This window comes from Curtobacterium sp. L6-1 (genome assembly GCF_018885305.1).
GTDB classification, from domain to species: Bacteria; Actinomycetota; Actinomycetes; order Actinomycetales; family Microbacteriaceae; genus Curtobacterium; species Curtobacterium aetherium.
Genome location: NZ_CP076544.1, coordinates 426,974 through 442,875, shown reverse-complemented (window position 1 = coordinate 442,875; position 15,902 = coordinate 426,974). Strand labels below are relative to the sequence as shown.

Below are 15,902 nucleotides of genomic sequence, written 5' to 3'. Positions count from 1 at the left end.
TCGGCGTCCCCGGCCGCAGGGGCCGGACGCAGACGAGACGGGACGCGGAAGTCGTCACGCGTCCCGTCAGGGTCCCGTTAGTGTACCGTCCGGACGGTTACGGTTGCAAATGCAACCAAAAGCGGCCGGGAGGCGCGGATCGCGGCCGCCACGCGACTCCCGACCGGCGGGGCCACCGCCCGACGAGGTGAGCAGACCGTCAGGACCGCCCGGCCCTCCGGCCGCCGGCCACGGCGGCGCGGACCGGCCAGCCGTGGCGCCCGGCCCCGCCCGCTCCCCCGGCTACGCCGACTCGCGCACCAACAGCCGGTGCCGGACGACCCGCTGCACGGCGTCGCCGGAACGGGGCAGGGAGCCGTCGAGCATGCCGAGTGCCAGGTCGACCGCGTGCCGGGCGACCTCGTCCAGGTCCACCGCGAGGGTCGTCAGCGTCGGCGCCACGAGCGTGCCGAGGGTGAGCCCGTCGATGCCGACCACGCGGACGCGCTCCGGGACGTCGACGCCCGCCCGACGGCACGCCGCGAGCGCGCCGAGGGCCATCACGTCGTTGAAGGCGAGCACGGCGTCCACCCGGCGGTGCGCCGCGAGGGCCGCGCTCGTCCCCGCGGCACCGGCATCCGCCGACGCGGCCCCGGCGAGCACGTGCCGGGGCAGGTACCCGCGGCGCCGGAGTGCGTCGAGCAGCAGCTGCCCGCGGGCGCTCGGCTGGCCCGCACCGACCGCGGCGGACGGTGCGTCGAGCACGAGGGGGTGCTTCACGCCGACGGTCACGAGGTGGTCCGCCAGGGTCTCGACGGCTTCGGACGGGTCGAGCCGCACGGCGCCGCGCAGCGCCGGACCGGCCGGGTCGAGCTCGACCACGGGTACCGAGCCGAGCCGCTCCAACCACTCCGGCGCGCGGGCACCGAGGTACCCGATCACGACGTCGCTCTGGGCGCCGAGGTCCTGCACCGACCGGTCCGAGTCACCGGTGAGCCCGACGTCGGCGAGCACGACCGTCCACCCCCGCGCCGCGGCGAGCCGGAGGACCGACGCGGCGAGCTCCGGCGAGTACGGGTTCCGCAGGTCGTCGACGAGCAGTCCGAGCTGGTGCGCGCCGCCGGAGACGAGCCCCCGGCCGAAGCGCGAGGGTCGGTAGTCGAGCGCCTCCGCCGCGGCGAGCACCCGCTGCCGGGTCGCGACGCTGATGCCCGGCAGGTCGTTCACCGCGCGGGTGACGGTCTGCCGGGACACCCCGGCGGCCGCGGCGACGTCGAGGATCGTCGCCCGCCCGCCGGCGCCGCTCAGTCGCGCAGGTCGAGCCATGCCACCTGCTCGGGCGTGAGGTCGACCGTCAGGCCGAGCATGGACGACCGGGCCTCGGCGATGGTGCGGGGTCCGAACAGCGGGAAGGTCGGGAACGGCTGGTGCAGCACGTAGGCCAGGGCGATCGCCGTCGCCGGGACGCCGAACCGCGAACCGAGCTCCTCGGCACGACGCAGCCGCTCGAAGTTGGCGTCCGAGTAGTAGCAGCGGACGAGCTCGGCGTCGCTGGTGTCGTCCGGACGTGCCCGGCCGGTGAAGAACCCGCGTGCCTGCGACGACCAGGGCAGCAGCGGGACCTGGCGTTCCTCGAGCCACCGCTTCGACGCCGGGTCGGTGACGTGCTCGCAGCCGGCCCACGGGACGTCGAGGGCCTCGGCGAGACCGAAGTGGTTGCTGAGCACCTCGAAACCGTACTTGCCGTTCGCCGCCGCCCACGCGTTCGCCTCGTCGAACCGGTCGCGTGTCCAGTTCGAGCCGCCGAACACGCGGATGCGTCCGGCGCGGCGGTGCTCGTCGAGCACGTCGACGAACTCCCCCACCGGGATGTCCGGGTTGTCCCGGTGCATCATGTAGACGTCCGCGTAGTCGGTGCCCTGCCGGTCGAGGCTCTCGAGCAGCTGGCGGGTCAGGGACTCGGGGTCGCAGAACGGTGTGTGCGCGCCCTTCGTGATGACGACGACGTCCTCGCGGATGCCACGGTTCCGGATCCAGGCGCCGAGTCGACCCTCGAGCACACCGCCGCCGTACACGTACCCGGTGTCGAAGACCGTCCCGCCCTGCTCGACGAAGTGGTCGAAGATCGCACTGGCGTGGGCGAGGTCGGGCTGGTTGTCGACACCCATCACCAGGCGCGACACCCGCTTGTCGATCCCGGGCAGCTCGCCGTACGCCATCGGGGCGTCCGCGGCGACGGCGAGTGGTCGTCCGCCGACCGTCGGGATGTCGGCGGTCTCGGCCTCGAACGGGTAGCGCAGGCCGATCGCGGCACGCCAGCGGTCGAGCGTGCGGGCGGTGGCGAGGGTCTCGTCGGTCGTCATCTGCGGGGCGTCGACGCGGCCGGCACGGAGCGCGGCGATGGTCGCGTCTGCCTCGAGTCCGTAGGGCGCGGCGTCGGCGTACGACGTCGTCGTCGGTTCGGCGTCGACGGTGCGGACCTCGATGACCGGCTCGCCGCCGATGGTCCACGGGTCGCGCAGCGTGATCGTGCCGCGGCTGCCGTGCACGACGACGGCGTTGGTGTCCTCCACCCGGACGCCGGTGCGGAGGCTCGCGGTCACGCCCGACGCGTAGGTCGCGTGGGCGACGCTCCACTCGTCGACCCCGGTCGGGCCGAGGGTGCCGGTCGCGGTCAGCTCGACGGGTTCGACGACGGGGAGGCCGGTGGCGGCCTGCACGACCGCCGCGGTCATGGTGACGGGGTAGCAGCCGACGTCGAGGATACCGCCACCGGCGGTGTCGACCTCGAAGAGCCGGCCGGTGCGCTCGCCCGCACGGAAGGCGAACGAGGCGTCGACGTGGCTGACGGTCCCGACGGCCCCGTCCCGCACGAGGTCGAGGAGCGCGGCCGTCTGCGGGTGGAAGCGGTACATGAACGCCTCGACGAGCGGCAACCCGGCCTGGCGTGCGGCGTCGACGAGCGCCATCGTGGTGCCGTGGTTCGGCGTGAGCGGCTTCTCGCAGAGCACGGCCTTGCCCGCTCGGAGCGCGTCGAGCACGAGGTCGGCGTGGCCGGTGTGCACGGTAGCGATGTAGACGGCCTCGACCCGCGGGTCCGCGAGCACCTGGTCGTACGTGCCTGCGGTGACGTCGGTGAAGCCCCGCTCGGCGGCCTCGTCCGCGAAGGCCTGCGCCCGCTCGGGCGACGAGCTGCCGGCGGCGACCAGGGCGCCTCCGCTCGCGGACAGCTGCGAGAGGAAGCGGCGGGCGATGCTGCCCGGGCCGAGGACGGCCCACCGCGGGGACGTGGGGGTGGTCGGGGTGGTCGCGGTCTGCGCTGACATGCGGATCCTGTTCGTCGTGAACCTTCACGGTCTCGGCGAGGCTAACGGCAGACCGGCTGCTGGGCAAGCGGTCGTGAACGTTCACGGGCGCGATGGAGAGTCGCGTGTCCGTAGAATCAGCGCATGGCCAGTGCTCGCGACCGCGTCCTCGACAGCTTCGTCGCCATCGTGTGCGAAGAAGGTGAACGGCCGGCGACGCTCGATGCCGTCGCCGCTCGCGCCGGGGTGTCGAAGGGCGGACTGCTGTACCACTTCGGATCGAAGGCAGCCCTGGTCGAGGGGCTCTGCGAGCGACTCGCCGACCTGTCCGCGCTCGACATCGAACGGATGCGCGCCGCCGAGGACGGTCCCGCGCGCTACTTCGTCGAGAACTGCCAGTTCGTCGGCAGTGAGCTCGACCTCGCGCTGCTCGCGGCCTCGCGGCTGCAGCAGGCCGGCTACGAGGAGGCCGGCCGGACCCTCGACGACACCGAGAACGCCTGGCTCGCCACGCTCGTCGAGGCACTCGGCGACGTCCCGACCGCGCAGGCCGTCAAGCTGCTCGGCGACGGGCTCTACCACGCGGCGTCCCTGGGTGCCGCGAGCGACGTCCGCCCCGACCGCGCGAGCGTCGACATGTCGGCCCTGCTCGAGGTCGTCGACCGTCTGATCGCCACCAAGCCCACCGCGTGAACCAGCGCACCCGCTCCTGGGGATAGACTGAGGGCGATCCACCCGCTGATTCCCGGAGGTACCACCGTGGGCCGCGTCATCGCCGCTGTTTTCTCGATCCTGCTGCTGCTGGTGTCGATGTACCTGTTCGGGTTCGCGTTCCAGGTCGACTCCGGCCAGGCGCTGGTGTTCATCGCCGGTGTGCTCCTGATGAGCCTCTCGTTCTACCTGCCGATCCACGTCTTCGGCAAGCGCTGACCTCAGCACGACCACGACGGCCCCGCACCTGATCGGTGCGGGGCCGTCGTCGTCGCCGGGCCGTCGTGACCGGGCCGTCGTGACCGGGCCGTCGTGACCGGGTCGTCGTGACCGGGTCGTCGTCACCGAGTCGTCAGTCGGCGGATGCTCCGGCGCCGTCGCGCAGCCCGCGGAGGGTCACCGCGGTGGCGACCGCGGCGTGTGCGGCCTCGGCACCCTTGTCCTCCTTCGACCCGGGCAGTCCGGCCCGGTCGATGCCCTGCTGCTCGTCGTCGAGGGTGAGCACCCCGAACCCGACAGGCTTGCCGGTGTCGATCGCGACCCGGGTCAATCCGCTCGTGGCCGCGTCGGAGACGTACTCGAAGTGCGGCGTCCCGCCGCGGATGATCACCCCGAGGGCGACCGCCGCGTCGAAGCCCGACTCGAGGGCGACCTTCGCGACGACCGGGAGCTCGAAGCTGCCCGGGACCGGGATGACCTGCGCGGTCGCACCGAGCCGCTCGATCTCGCGTTGCGCGCCCTCGAGCAGTCCCGTCGCGATGACGTCGTGCCACTGCCCGGCGACGACCGCGACCCGGATCCCGCTGCCGTCGACGAGCTCGCGCTCGGCCGCTCCTGCTCCGCTCATGCGTGTGTCCCTTCCGTGCGGACGGCGTCGTCGGCCGCCCGGTCGGCCGCGTCGAGCCAGGTGGCCAGCGCGGCGATGGTGATGACGGGCACGCCCTCGCGTGCCCCGAGTCCGACGAGCTGCGGGAGGCGCATCATGTCGCCCCGCTCGTCGACGATCTCGCAGATCGCCGCTGCGGGCCGCAGCCCCGCGGCCGTGACGAGGTCGATCGCGGCCTCGGTGTGACCGGCGCGTTCGCGGACGCCACCGGCCCGTGCCCGCAGCGGGACGATGTGTCCCGGGCGGTGCAGGTCGTCGCGGACCGAGGCGGGGTCGGCGAGCACCCGGAGCGTGCGGGCCCGGTCGTGGGCGCTGATGCCGGTCGTCACGCCGACCGCGGCGTCGACGGTCACGGTGTACGCGGTGCCGCGGACGTCCTCGTTGTGCTGGACCATCGGCGGCAGGTCGAGGGCGTCGGCGATCGCGGCACTGACCGGGGCGCAGATGAACCCCGACGAGTGCGCGACGGTCCAGGCGATCCACTCCGGCGACGCGAGCTCCGCGGCGAGGACGACGTCGCCCTCGTTCTCGCGGTGTTCGTCGTCGGCGACGATGACGGGCCGTCCGGCGGCGATGGCGGCGACGGCCTCGTCGACCGTCGACAGGCCCTCGGTCACGCGCTCGCCCGGCAGGCCGGCCGCGCCCGTGCTCGTGGTCCGCTCGGCCTGGTCCGGTCCGGCGGGCTGCGTCGTGTCGGCGGTCATCAGCGGACGTCCGCCCGGTGCGCGGCGACACCCGTGCCGGCAGCGTCCTCCGCGTGGGCGGCCGCGCCCGCACCGGCGCCGGCGGAGGCTGCGTCGAGCCGGAGCATCCGCCGCACGTGCCGCGCCAGGACGTCGGTCTCGATGTTGACCCGGTCCCCCGGCACACGGGCGCCGAGCGTGGTCGCGGCGAGGGTCTCGGGGATCAGGCTGACCTCGAACCAGGCCGCGTCGGGAGCGGTGGTCTCCGGCGAGACCGCGCTCACCGTCAGCGAGACGCCGTCGATCGCCACGGAGCCCTTGTCGACCACGAGCGGGCTGAGTTCGGGACCGAGCGCGAACCGCACCCGGCGCCAGCCGTCGCCGTCGTCGGTCTCGAGCACGGTCGCGGTGCCGTCGATGTGGCCCTGCACGATGTGGCCGCCGAGCCGGTCCCCCACCGAGGCCGCACGCTCGAGGTTCACCCGGTCGCCGGAGCGCAGTGCACCGTGCGCGCTCATGTCGAGCGTCTGCTTCATGACGAAGGCCGTGAAGGTCTCCGGGGTCTGCTCGACGACGGTCAGGCAGACGCCCGAGACCGAGATGGAGTCGCCGTGCCCCGCGTCGGAGACGACGAGCGGGCCGCGCACGGTGAGCGCGACGGAGTCGCCTCGTTCGTCGACGGCGGTGACGGTGCCGAGTTCCTCGATGATGCCGGTGAACACTGGTGTCCTCTCAACGGGACTCCGGGTGCGCGCGACGGTCGTCGGCAGACGGGAGGCACGGGTCGCGGAACGACCGTCACCTTCCGTCAGCGCTTCCTCCCGTCCGGACTCTCACCGTCGGTCCCGGAATCCCACCGGGTCAACCCCGCACCGGGCGGACCCGGCGCGGCGCTCGTGGACTGTCACCACCGGTTCGGACTTGCACCGACCCCGGAGCGCTTGCGTACCCGCGACGATACCCCAGGCCCCCGATGGTCGCGCCCCGGCCACGCGCCGGACGTCACGCGGCGTCGCGGAGGCGGGGCGGGCCTCCCGGCGGGTCCCGGCGACGGCGACCGTGGGTCGCGTCACGAGGTCCCCGTGCCACACGGCCGGTCACCCACGGCCGCGCACCAGTGCGAGCGCCTGCCGGAGCGACAGGTCCGGCAGGTACGCACGGACCACGGCGACGCCGATGGCGGGCAGCGCCACCGGGTCCGGGTACGCCATGACGAGCGGCTCCAGCTCGGGGCCGAACTTCCGCTTGAAGCGCAGCAGCGAGCGGAACCCGTAGACCGGCTCGAGCACCCCGCCGACAAGTTCGAGCAGCGACTCGACGCCGTCGCCCGCCGCGGTGCCCGGGGTCCGTGCGAGCGGAGCGGCCGACAGGCCGAGCCGCTCGACGCCCTGCTCGCGCATCTCGGCGGCGGCGCTCGCGATGAGGAACTCCATGATCCCGTTCGGTGCGTCCGCCCGCCGCCGCATCACGTCGAGGGTCCAGCCGACGACGCGGCCCTCGCGGTGGGACGGGAGCCAGCTCGTCACCCCGAGCACGGTGCCCGTGGCGTCCTGCGCGACGAGGGTGCGGACGGCCGGGTCGCGCATCTCGTCGGTGCTGCCGAGGGTGAACCCCATCTCCGGGAGTTCACGCTCGGCGACCCACTCCTCAGAGATCGCCTCGATCTGCCGGGTCGTGCCGACGGGCAGGTCCTGCCAGGACGACCAGGTCGCGGTGGTGCCGGCACGGCTGGCCTTGTTCACCGCGGTGCGGACGTCCTGCTTCCGGCTGCCGCTCGTGGTCCAGTCGCGGGGGTCGAACGAGGCGTCCTCGGCGACCGGCAGGGTCCGCCAGCCCAGGTCGGTCAGCGCCGCCGCAGCCACGGTGTCGATGCCGTGGAAGACCGCCGTCCACCCGTTGTCGTCGCAGTACCGCGCGAACGCCGTCAGCGCCGGGACACGGGCGTCCGGCCACCCGAACGGACCGAGGGCCACGGCGACCGTCCCGTTCCGTCGGTACGCCACGCCGGCGCGGCCGTCGGCGCTGAACCAGTGCGCGGTGCCGGGCCAGGTCGCCATCCAGCCGAACGTGTCGCCGCCGCCGGCGACGAGCAGTGCACGGGCACGCTCCCGGTCGGCCGTGGAGACGTCCGCGTCGGCGACGCGCGGGGCGGCGCCGGACGGGCGGACGGCGGCGATCGCGACGACCGTCCACAGCACCGGTCCGACCAGGGCGACCACCAGGCGGAGGACCGGGTCGAGCGCCGGCAGGTCGGCGCGGTGCACCATGGGCACGAGCGGTCCGAGCACCGCCATCGCCAACCGCATCGGGTCCTGCACGCGGACCGGCGAGGCGTCGGCCACGACGAAGACCACCGTCGCGAGCACCACGGCGGCACCGAGGACCGTCGCCCCGAACGCGAGCACCCGGCGCCGCGGCAGCACGACCGTGAACGAGCGCCGCAGGAGCACCAGCACGACGGCGGTCACCAGCGGCACGGCCACCGAGGCGGCGATCGACAGCGTCACCACCACGTGGTCCTCGGTCGCGCGGAGCCGCTCCACCCGCCCCGGGACGTGGGTGTAGGTGAGCGCGGCCGCGATGCCCGTGGCGACGTCGACCACCACCACGAGCCACACCGCGAACCGGCTGCCCCGGAAGAGCCCGAGCCCGCCGACGACCAGCACGAGCAACGGCGCGACCGCGAGCAGCAGTGTCCACGGGTCGGTCGCCCGGTAGGTGAGCAGGCGGTGCAGGCACTCCCCCGCGACGCCGTCCGCCCGGCAGACCGCCGTCCGGTCGGCGGGACCGAGCCCGACGACGGCGGCGATCGGCGCGAGCAGCCCGACCCGCGCGCGGGACACGAGCGCGATCACGGGGCCGACCGCCGAGACGAGGACGACCGTGCCGAGCAGGACCCGGGTCTCGCGGTGGGAGCTGCGGGTCCAGCCGGTGCGCTTCGGCGTCCGTCGGAGGACCTCGCCGAGACCCCACCCGACGACGGCGGCGACGACCGCGGCGAGGTCGGACACGTGCCCCGCGTACAGGAGGAGGGTGAGCACCACGGCGAGTGCGTTCACCCGGATGCGCCGCCGCCACAGCGGGCCGGCGAACGCGCTCGCGGCGGTGGTCGTGCCGACGATCGCTGTCCAGGGATCGAGGACTGCCGCCCCGAGCACCAGCGCCGCGGCGTGCCGGCGGGCGGGATCGAGCACGCCGACCACGGCGCCGACGGCGGCGCCGACGAGCGCGGCGGTGACGAAGGCGAGCACCGTCCGCGCGGACCCCATCAGCCGCTCGGCACTCCCGACCAGCAGGACGACGCCGGCGAGGGTGAGGACCAGCGCGAGCACCCCGGTCGTGACGGCGAACGCGCGGAACGGCACCAGGGCCTCCGGCACCGGTCGGCCGTGCGTCACCCGGAGGGCGACGGCGGCGACCGAGGTCGCCAGCACGAGGAGCAGGAGGACCGCGGTCACCGGATGCCGCCGGACCGTCTGCAGGACCGGCCGGGAGGCCCGCCCCACGGCCTGCAGCACGCCTGCGGGCGACGCGTGGTCGGCCTCCGTCGTCGGTGCGGCGGTGGTCGGCTGCGCGCTCCCCCGTTCCGCCGTCATCGACCGGTCCCGGTGAGCGGCGTCCGGGTGTCGTCGACCGGCAGCCCGAGGTGGGCGAGGACCGCGGGCAGACCGTGCTCGAGCACGTACTCGACGGTGTTCCAGTCGTGGGCCGACCCCGGCGAGACGATCAGGTCGGTCGAGACGCCGGCTCGTTCGGACGCCGCGCGGAGGGCGAGGGTCGACTGCCGGTAGGGGGCGTCGTCCTGGCCGTAGCCGAACACGGTCAGGTGGTCGCGGTACGGCTTGTGGGCGGCGAGCAGCGCCTCCGGGACGGCCCGCTCGTATGCGCGACGGGAGCCGCCGAACCCGACCGCGATGGTGTGCTGGAGCGACCCGTTGGACGGAGCCAGCTCGCTGGAGATGGCGAGCGTGGTGCCGAAGACCTCCGGGTGGGCGCTCGAGAACTGCATGCTGCACGTCGCGCCCTGCGAGAACCCGGCGATGCCCCACGCGGACGCTCCGCTGGCGACGTCGAGGTGCTGCTCGACCCAGTGCACCGTGTCGGTCATCACGTAGGTCGCACTCCGCCCGAGCCGCCGACTGTCGACGCACATCGGGTTCCGGCCGGGCGCACCGAGCTGGTCCGGCGACACCACGATCGGTGCGAGGCCGTGGTGTGCGGCGGCGTACCGGTCGAGGAACACGCCGATCCGGCCGGTCTCGAACATGTCGGACGGCTGGCCGGGCTGCCCGGAGAGCGCGATGAGCACCGGGAGGGTCGGCGGGTCGGCGACCTGCGCGGCCGGTGGCAGCCAGACCACGCCGGGCCGGGCGTGGAAGTGCGAGACGGTCCCGGGGATGCGGACCGCGAGGGTGCGGCCGTGGCGGGGCATCCCCTGCGGGGCGTGCCATTCGGCCGCGTCCACCACGTGTGCTCCCGGCCGGGCCGCGTGCTGGTGGTCGAGCGTGCCCGACGGGTAGGGGTCCGGGGTGATCGCCTGGTCGATCGTCCGGTAGGCCCCGAAGTCGACGTTGATGCCCAGGCCCGCCGCGAGGACGACCGCTGCGCCGGCGGCGAGCGCGACGACCCGCCGGCCCCAGCCGCCCTGCACCAGGACGACGAGGAACAGCACCACACCCGCTGCGGCGACCGCGACCCACATGCGCGTCACGGCGGTGAACGCGACGCCGAACAGGTCCTGCACGTCGCCGAACCACCAGACGGCGAGGAGCCCGATCGCCGCCCCGACCGCGAGTGCCGCGACCCGGACGAGCACCGCCGTCCGGCCGCGGGACCACGACGCCCCGTGCCCGCGACGCCGCGGACCGAGGAGCGTCCAGAGCACGAGGACGGCGGCGACGACGTCGACCGGCACGAGCACGGCGGGGGCGACGATCGGGATCTGCAGCGGGTCGAGGAGCACGGGTTCATCGTCCTGCCGTCCAGCTGGCGCACAGCCGCCTGTCGGCTTCCGCTGTGCTCAGCATCGGGGGCGGGGTGTCCAGGAGGCACGCAGCGAGTCCCCAGGACGGCCTCCGCGGACGGGACGCGGCGGTCGTGCGGCACGTGGTGCAGGTGCGGGTGCGGGTGCGGCATGCGCACGCGGGTGGACGCACGCCGGCGGGCGCACGAGGGCAGGCGGATGCGGAGCACCGGGGTCCGGTGCTCCGCATCCGTCGGGACGTCAGCCCTGGCGGCGGTGCCGCGCGGTCTGCAGCCTCCCCAGCGTCCCGAGGCCGATCAGCAGCAGGAGCAGCGCTGCCAGGGCCGGGAGGACCGGCCGCTCGGACCCCGTGTACGCGAGCGTGCCCGGCGTCGTGGTCGAGCCCGACGTCGTCGCGGTGGCGGCGGTGGCCGTGGTGGCACCGGTGCTCGTACCGACCGTCCGGTCGACCGTGGCAGCGGCGGTGCGGGTCGTGCCCGTCGTGCCCGTCGTGCCCGTCGTGCCCGTCGTCACGGTCGCAGCGGGGGCGATCGGCGTGGTACTGACGCCGGTGCCGTCACCGGAGTCGGCGGGCGTCCCCGTCACCGGCTGCGTGCCGGGGTCCGTGCCAGGGTCGGTGCCCGGGTTGGTACCAGGGTCCGTGCCCGGGTCCGTGCCCGGGTCCGTACCGGGGTCCGTGCCCGGGTCCGTGCCCGGGTCCGTGCCCGGGTCGGTGCCCGGGTCGGTGCCCGGGTAGGTGCCCGGGTCGGTGCCCGGGTCGGTACCCGGGTCGGTACCAGGGCCAGTGCCCGGGTCGGTACCAGGGTTCGCGCCCGGGTCCGAGGTGACCGGCGTCGTGCTCGTGCCGTCACCGACCACGCCGATGCCGTTCCCGCCGACCGTGACGGGGATCGTGATGACCGGGATGATCTGGGTCCCGGAACCGATGCCGCCCTCACCGGAGGTGGTGCCTCCGCCGAGGACCGGGGTCGTCCCGGTGCCGGTGGTCGTGCCACCGGTGCTCGTACCGTCACCGACCACGCCGATGCCGTTCCCACCGACCGTCACCGGGACCGTGACGACCGGCGACACCTGCGTGCCCGAACCGATGCCGTCCTCCCCCGAGGTCGAACCACCGGCCACCGGAACCACACCGGAGCCGGAGCCGGTGCCGGTGGTCGTGCCACCGGTGCTCGTACCGCCACCGACCACGCCGATGCCGTTCCCACCGACCGTCACCGGGACCGTGACGACCGGCGACACCTGCGTGCCCGAACCGATGCCGTCCTCACCGGAGGTGGTGCCTCCGCCGAGGACCGGGGTCGTCCCGCCACCGGTGCTCGTACCACCGGTGCTCGTGCCGTCACCAACCACGCCGATGCCGTTCCCACCGACCGTGACCGGGGCCGTGATGACCGGCGACACCTGCGTGCCCGAACCGATGCTGCCCTCACCCGAGGTCGAACCACCACCGGCCACCGGAGCACTGCTGCCACCGGTGCCGCCGGTCGTCGTGCCACCGGTGCTCGTGCCGTCACCGACCACGCCGATGCCGTTGCCACCGACCGTCACCGGGACCGTGATGACCGGGGTCACCTGCGTGCCCGAACCGATGCCGTCCGCACCCGAGGTCGAACCACCACCGGCCACCGGAGCCGTACCGGAGCTGGTGCTGCCGGTGCCGGTGCCGGTGCTCGTGCCCTCGCCGAGGACACCGATGCCGTTCCCACCGACCGTCACCGGAACGCTCAGGACCGGGGCGAGCTGCGTGCCCGAACCGATGCCGTCGGCACCCGAGGTCGAACCACCATCGGCCACCGGAGCCGTACCGGAGCCGGTGCTGCCGGTGCCGGTGCTCGTGCCCTCGCCGAGGACACCGATGCCGTTCCCGCCGATGGTGACGGGCACGGAGACGGTCCCGAGCAGCTGCGTGCCCGACAGGAGGGCATCGGTACCGGAGGTCGAGCTTCCGCTGGCACCGGTCGTGGGCGTCGAGGTCGGAGCCGACGACGGACCCGATGCGGCACCGTCGCCCAGAACACCGATGCCGTTGCCCGACACCGTGACCGGGACCGAGACGTCCGGCAGGACCTGGGTGCCGGAGAGGACACCCTCGGAACCCGAGGTGGTCGCCGGGGCGGCCGGGCTCGGAGCAGCCGGTGCGGGAGCGGCCGGAGCCGGAGCCGGAGCCGGAGCAGCTTCGGCGTCGCCCAGGACGCCGACGGCGTTGCCCGTGACCTCGACCGGGACGCTGACGTCCGGGACCACCTGGGTGCCGGACCCGATGCCCTGGGAGCCGCTCGTGCTCGGGGCGGGAGCCGGAGCAGCAGGTGCCGGAGCAGCGGGGGCTGGCGCAGCAGGTGCCGGAGCCGGAGCCGGAGCAGCGGGTGCCCCCGTCCCGGTGGCGGTGGAGACCGCGTCGCCGACGATGCCGAAGGCGTTGCGGGTGACGGAGACCGGTGCGTCGATGGTCGGCGCGACCTGGGTTCCGGAGACGGTGCCGTCCTCGCCGGTGGTCGTCGCCGCGTTCGCCGCGACGGCTCCACCGAAGGTCAGCCCGCCCACGCAGAGGGCGAACCACAGCCCTCGGGAGACGTTCTTGTTCATGGTCGTTCACTCCTGATCGAGATGGTTGGTCGACCGCACGTGCGGCCGATGGCGCGTCCTGCCGTGACGGGCAGGTGCGCCGATCTCAATCGGGAGCGACGTCGTGGTCGCCGACGAGCGAAGCCGGGACGGCGTCATCGGAGACCGGACCGCGGAGCGCCGCGGCCAGGGGGTCGGCGGACGCCTCGACACCGACGGTGCCGAGGACGGTCGCGCCGCCGGAGCCCGAGGCGGTCGAGCCGCCCGCGGTGCCTCCGGTCGCGCCCTCGAGGGGAGCGTGCACGGGCGAGCCACCCTCCGGGAGGACCAGCGCCTCGCCGCCGAACGCCGCGGACGCCGGCGTCGTGACGGCCGAGGAGGCAGCGACCGGGCCGAGGACGACCCGCTCAGCTGCGACCGCGCTGGCGGCGCGGGTGACGGCGGTCGTGGTCTCGGCCTCCGGTCGGACGACGGCGTCGGTGCCGACCGGGACGGACGTCCGGTCGTCGACCGCGGTGCCGTCCGGTACCGGTCGCGCCGGACGGTCCTGACCGGCGTCCCCGTCGCTGCCGGGCAGCACCGGTCCGACGACCGGAGCGGTCGGAACGGGGACGCCGGAGCCGGGGACGGTCGGGACCGTGGGGACGTCGACGACCGGGAGCGGGCCTCCGGGCAGGAGACCGCCGCCGGTACCGGGCAGACCGCCGACGACACCCGGCACCGAGCCGACGACGTCGGGCACCTCGGCCACGACGTCCGGCACCGCATCGACGACGTCGCCGACCGCACCGAGTGCGTCGTCGACGGTGCCGGTCACGGGTGCCGTGACGGTGCCGAGGGGCTCGTCACCGAGCAGCGCGCCGACGACCGGGAGGCTCCCGACCACCCGGTCGACGGTCGCCACGATCGCGGTCACGGGCCGGTCGGCGGTGACGGTCCGGACGGTGCCGGTGAGCGGGTCGACGAGGTCGGACACCGTGTCGGTGACGGGCCGGGAGGCGCCGCTCACGCCCGTCACGACACCGCCGAGGAGCGACGTGGCCGGGCGGGTGACCGCCTCGTCGTCAGCACCGTGGGCGGTGTGCGTCGGAGGGGTCGACGAATCGTGGTCGGCGGCCGGCGACGGGGTCGCCGGAGCACCGTGCCCGGCGCCGGAGGGGGCTGCGACCGCGGGAGCCGGTGCGGCCGGCGCCGTGGTGGACGGCGCCGGTGCCGGACGAGCGGGTGCCGGGGCGGCCGGTGCCGCCGCGCTGGGGGCAGGTGCGGGAGCCGGAACGGCGGGGGCGGGGGCGGCGGGCGCTGCCGGTGCCACGGGGACGGGAGCCGGTGCGACCGGGGCCGGAGCCGCGGGGGCCGGGGCCGGAGCCGGGGCGGGGGCCGGCACGACGCTGCGCACCGGGGCGACCGCCCGGTCGACAATGCCGCCGACGCCGTCCGTGACGCCCTGGACCGTGCCGCCGACGCCCGAGACGACGCCGCGCAACAGCCCGTCCGAGCGTTGCGCCGACGAACTCGAGGGACCACCCGACTGCGCACCACCGAGGAGCGGTCCGCCTGCCGCCGCGGCCGGGCGAGCGCCCAGGACCAGCGAGAGCAGCACGACCGCCGCCGCGATCCCGGAGGCCATGAGAGCCCATCGCAGGACCGCGCGCCAGGGTGCACGCATCGACGCGTCCATGCGCTCACCTCCTGATCTCGGCTGCGCACGTAGAGTGGTTGACCGGCACGGTACGCCTCGACGGCGACCGCGCGAACCATTCACAAGGAAAAGTCAGGAAAAGGCGTGCCCTCGACCTTCAGTGCCCCCACCCGCAACCTCGACGTCGTCACCCTGCACGAGATCCTCCGCCTGCGGCAGGACGTGTTCGTGGTCGAGCAGGAGTGCGCCTACCCCGACATCGACGGACGGGACCTCGAGCCCGGCACGGTGCAGTTCTGGGCCGGTTCCGGCTCGGTGGACGCCACCCTCCGACTCCTGCGCGAGTCCGACGGCACTGAGCGGATCGGCCGGGTCGCCACCGCCGCGCACGCCCGCGGCAAGGGTCTCGGCGCCGCGCTGATGACGGCCGCCATCGCCGAGAGCCGCTCCGAGCGGATCGCGATCAACGCGCAGGCGCACCTCGGCGAGTGGTACGGCCAGTTCGGCTTCGAGCGCTCGGGTGACGACTTCCTCGAGGACGCCATCCCCCACACCCCGATGGTCCGCACGCGCTGACCCACCAGGGCGAGCGGCGCTGACGGGTCAGGCCTGCCAGCGCCGCAGCTCGCCGTACGAGCGCGCCTGGTGCTCCCGGTCGGCGACGAGCCGCTCGAACACGATCGACGTCTGCGTCGTCGCGACCGACGGGTCACCGCTCAGCTCGTCGGCGACGAAGTCCCGCAACTGCTCGGTCGAGGTGCAGGCGATGTGCACCAGGAAGTCCTTGTCCCCGGCCAGGAACGACACGTCGAGCACCACCGGCACCCGCAGCAGGCGCTTCGCGAAGTCGCGGAGTTCGTGCCGGGCAGCGGCGTGCACCCGGACGGAGACCATCGCCTCGATCGAGAAGCCGAGCCGGGCGATGTCGACCTCGGCCCGGTAGCCCGAGATCACGCCCGCGTCCTCGAGCGCCCGCACCCGCACCAGACACGTCGACGGGGCGATGCCGACGGCTGCGGCCAGTCGGTTGTTCGGGATCCGGGCGTCCGAGGCCAGCACCCAGAGGATCCGCTCGTCGACCTCGTCGAGACGGGGCTGCGGGACGTCGGGGCGGCGGACGGGGCGGTCGGACACGGCTCCACCGTAACGC

General features: G+C 74.6%; 13 protein-coding genes and 1 riboswitch. Of the genes, 3 read left to right on the top strand and 10 right to left on the bottom strand.

Translation table 11 applies throughout. The features are described 5' to 3' along the window. Positions 1 to 282 precede the first annotated feature (282 nt). Together KM842_RS02070 and KM842_RS02065 are read right to left on the bottom strand one after the other, a co-directional pair. A complete protein-coding gene (locus tag KM842_RS02070) occupies positions 283 to 1,305 on the bottom strand; it encodes a LacI family DNA-binding transcriptional regulator (RefSeq protein ID WP_216260496.1) in 1,023 nt (340 codons plus the stop codon). Then, complete coding sequence (locus KM842_RS02065) at positions 1,284 to 3,305, bottom strand: aldo/keto reductase (protein ID WP_216260494.1); 2,022 nt, start codon at positions 3,303 to 3,305, stop codon at positions 1,284 to 1,286. Before KM842_RS02065 ends, KM842_RS02070 begins: the two co-directional genes overlap by 22 nt. 123 nt (positions 3,306 to 3,428) lie before the next feature. On the opposite strand from KM842_RS02065, the gene KM842_RS02060 reads away from it, so the two are divergent. Then, positions 3,429 to 3,977, top strand: a complete 549-nt coding sequence (locus tag KM842_RS02060) for a TetR/AcrR family transcriptional regulator (RefSeq protein ID WP_216260492.1) — start codon at positions 3,429 to 3,431, stop codon at positions 3,975 to 3,977. A 66-nt stretch (positions 3,978 to 4,043) separates the two neighbouring features. Beyond that, positions 4,044 to 4,214 (top strand): hypothetical protein, encoded by a 171-nt coding sequence (locus tag KM842_RS02055; RefSeq protein ID WP_216260491.1) that lies wholly within the window; start codon positions 4,044 to 4,046, stop codon positions 4,212 to 4,214. 133 nt (positions 4,215 to 4,347) lie between these two features. Here the strand turns inward: KM842_RS02055 and ribH are convergent, their stop codons facing one another. The 7 genes from ribH to KM842_RS15810 all read right to left on the bottom strand — a co-directional run bounded on the left by ribH (position 4,348) and on the right by KM842_RS15810 (position 14,791). Then, on the bottom strand, positions 4,348 to 4,842 hold the full coding sequence (ribH, locus tag KM842_RS02050; protein ID WP_216260489.1) for a 6,7-dimethyl-8-ribityllumazine synthase: 495 nt from the start codon (positions 4,840 to 4,842) through the stop codon (positions 4,348 to 4,350). Further along, on the bottom strand, positions 4,839 to 5,585 hold the full coding sequence (gene ribB / locus KM842_RS02045; protein WP_216260487.1) for a 3,4-dihydroxy-2-butanone-4-phosphate synthase: 747 nt from the start codon (positions 5,583 to 5,585) through the stop codon (positions 4,839 to 4,841). Before ribB ends, ribH begins: the two co-directional genes overlap by 4 nt. Beyond that, positions 5,585 to 6,286 (bottom strand): riboflavin synthase, encoded by a 702-nt coding sequence (locus KM842_RS02040; protein ID WP_216260484.1) that lies wholly within the window; start codon positions 6,284 to 6,286, stop codon positions 5,585 to 5,587. Before KM842_RS02040 ends, ribB begins: the two co-directional genes overlap by 1 nt. 87 nt (positions 6,287 to 6,373) lie before the next feature. Continuing rightward, positions 6,374 to 6,507: riboswitch (FMN riboswitch) on the bottom strand. A gap of 154 nt (positions 6,508 to 6,661) precedes the next feature. Then, positions 6,662 to 9,160, bottom strand: a complete 2,499-nt coding sequence (locus tag KM842_RS02035) for a bifunctional lysylphosphatidylglycerol flippase/synthetase MprF (protein ID WP_216260482.1) — start codon at positions 9,158 to 9,160, stop codon at positions 6,662 to 6,664. Next, positions 9,157 to 10,527: an alpha/beta hydrolase gene (locus KM842_RS02030; RefSeq protein ID WP_216260481.1), complete on the bottom strand. Its 1,371-nt coding sequence runs from the start codon at positions 10,525 to 10,527 to the stop codon at positions 9,157 to 9,159. The genes KM842_RS02035 and KM842_RS02030 overlap by 4 nt, the downstream gene beginning before the upstream one ends. A 261-nt stretch (positions 10,528 to 10,788) precedes the next feature. Continuing rightward, positions 10,789 to 13,134, bottom strand: coding sequence for a cell wall anchor protein (locus KM842_RS02025; RefSeq protein ID WP_216260479.1), 2,346 nt, complete (start codon positions 13,132 to 13,134; stop codon positions 10,789 to 10,791). An 85-nt stretch (positions 13,135 to 13,219) separates the two neighbouring features. Beyond that, positions 13,220 to 14,791, bottom strand: a complete 1,572-nt coding sequence (locus tag KM842_RS15810) for a hypothetical protein (RefSeq protein ID WP_253206207.1) — start codon at positions 14,789 to 14,791, stop codon at positions 13,220 to 13,222. A gap of 105 nt (positions 14,792 to 14,896) precedes the next feature. On the opposite strand from KM842_RS15810, the gene KM842_RS02015 reads away from it, so the two are divergent. Further along, positions 14,897 to 15,328: a GNAT family N-acetyltransferase gene (locus KM842_RS02015; RefSeq protein ID WP_216260477.1), complete on the top strand. Its 432-nt coding sequence runs from the start codon at positions 14,897 to 14,899 to the stop codon at positions 15,326 to 15,328. Positions 15,329 to 15,355: 27 nt separating this feature from the next. Here the strand turns inward: KM842_RS02015 and KM842_RS02010 are convergent, their stop codons facing one another. Beyond that, positions 15,356 to 15,886, bottom strand: a complete 531-nt coding sequence (locus KM842_RS02010; protein ID WP_216260475.1) for an Lrp/AsnC family transcriptional regulator — start codon at positions 15,884 to 15,886, stop codon at positions 15,356 to 15,358. Between the last annotated feature and the right edge of the window lie 16 nt (positions 15,887 to 15,902).

What these genes read in the sequence shown, in the direction of transcription:
- KM842_RS02070 (WP_216260496.1), bottom strand. Translation starts at nt 1,305, where the DNA reads ATGGCTCGACCTGCGCGACTGAGCGGCGCCGGCGGGCGGGCGACGATC.
- KM842_RS02065 (WP_216260494.1), bottom strand. Translation starts at nt 3,305, where the DNA reads ATGTCAGCGCAGACCGCGACCACCCCGACCACCCCCACGTCCCCGCGG.
- KM842_RS02060 (WP_216260492.1), top strand. Translation starts at nt 3,429, where the DNA reads ATGGCCAGTGCTCGCGACCGCGTCCTCGACAGCTTCGTCGCCATCGTG.
- ribH (WP_216260489.1), bottom strand. Translation starts at nt 4,842, where the DNA reads ATGAGCGGAGCAGGAGCGGCCGAGCGCGAGCTCGTCGACGGCAGCGGG.
- ribB (WP_216260487.1), bottom strand. Translation starts at nt 5,585, where the DNA reads ATGACCGCCGACACGACGCAGCCCGCCGGACCGGACCAGGCCGAGCGG.
- KM842_RS02035 (WP_216260482.1), bottom strand. Translation starts at nt 9,160, where the DNA reads ATGACGGCGGAACGGGGGAGCGCGCAGCCGACCACCGCCGCACCGACG.
- KM842_RS02025 (WP_216260479.1), bottom strand. Translation starts at nt 13,134, where the DNA reads ATGAACAAGAACGTCTCCCGAGGGCTGTGGTTCGCCCTCTGCGTGGGC.
- KM842_RS15810 (WP_253206207.1), bottom strand. Translation starts at nt 14,791, where the DNA reads ATGGACGCGTCGATGCGTGCACCCTGGCGCGCGGTCCTGCGATGGGCT.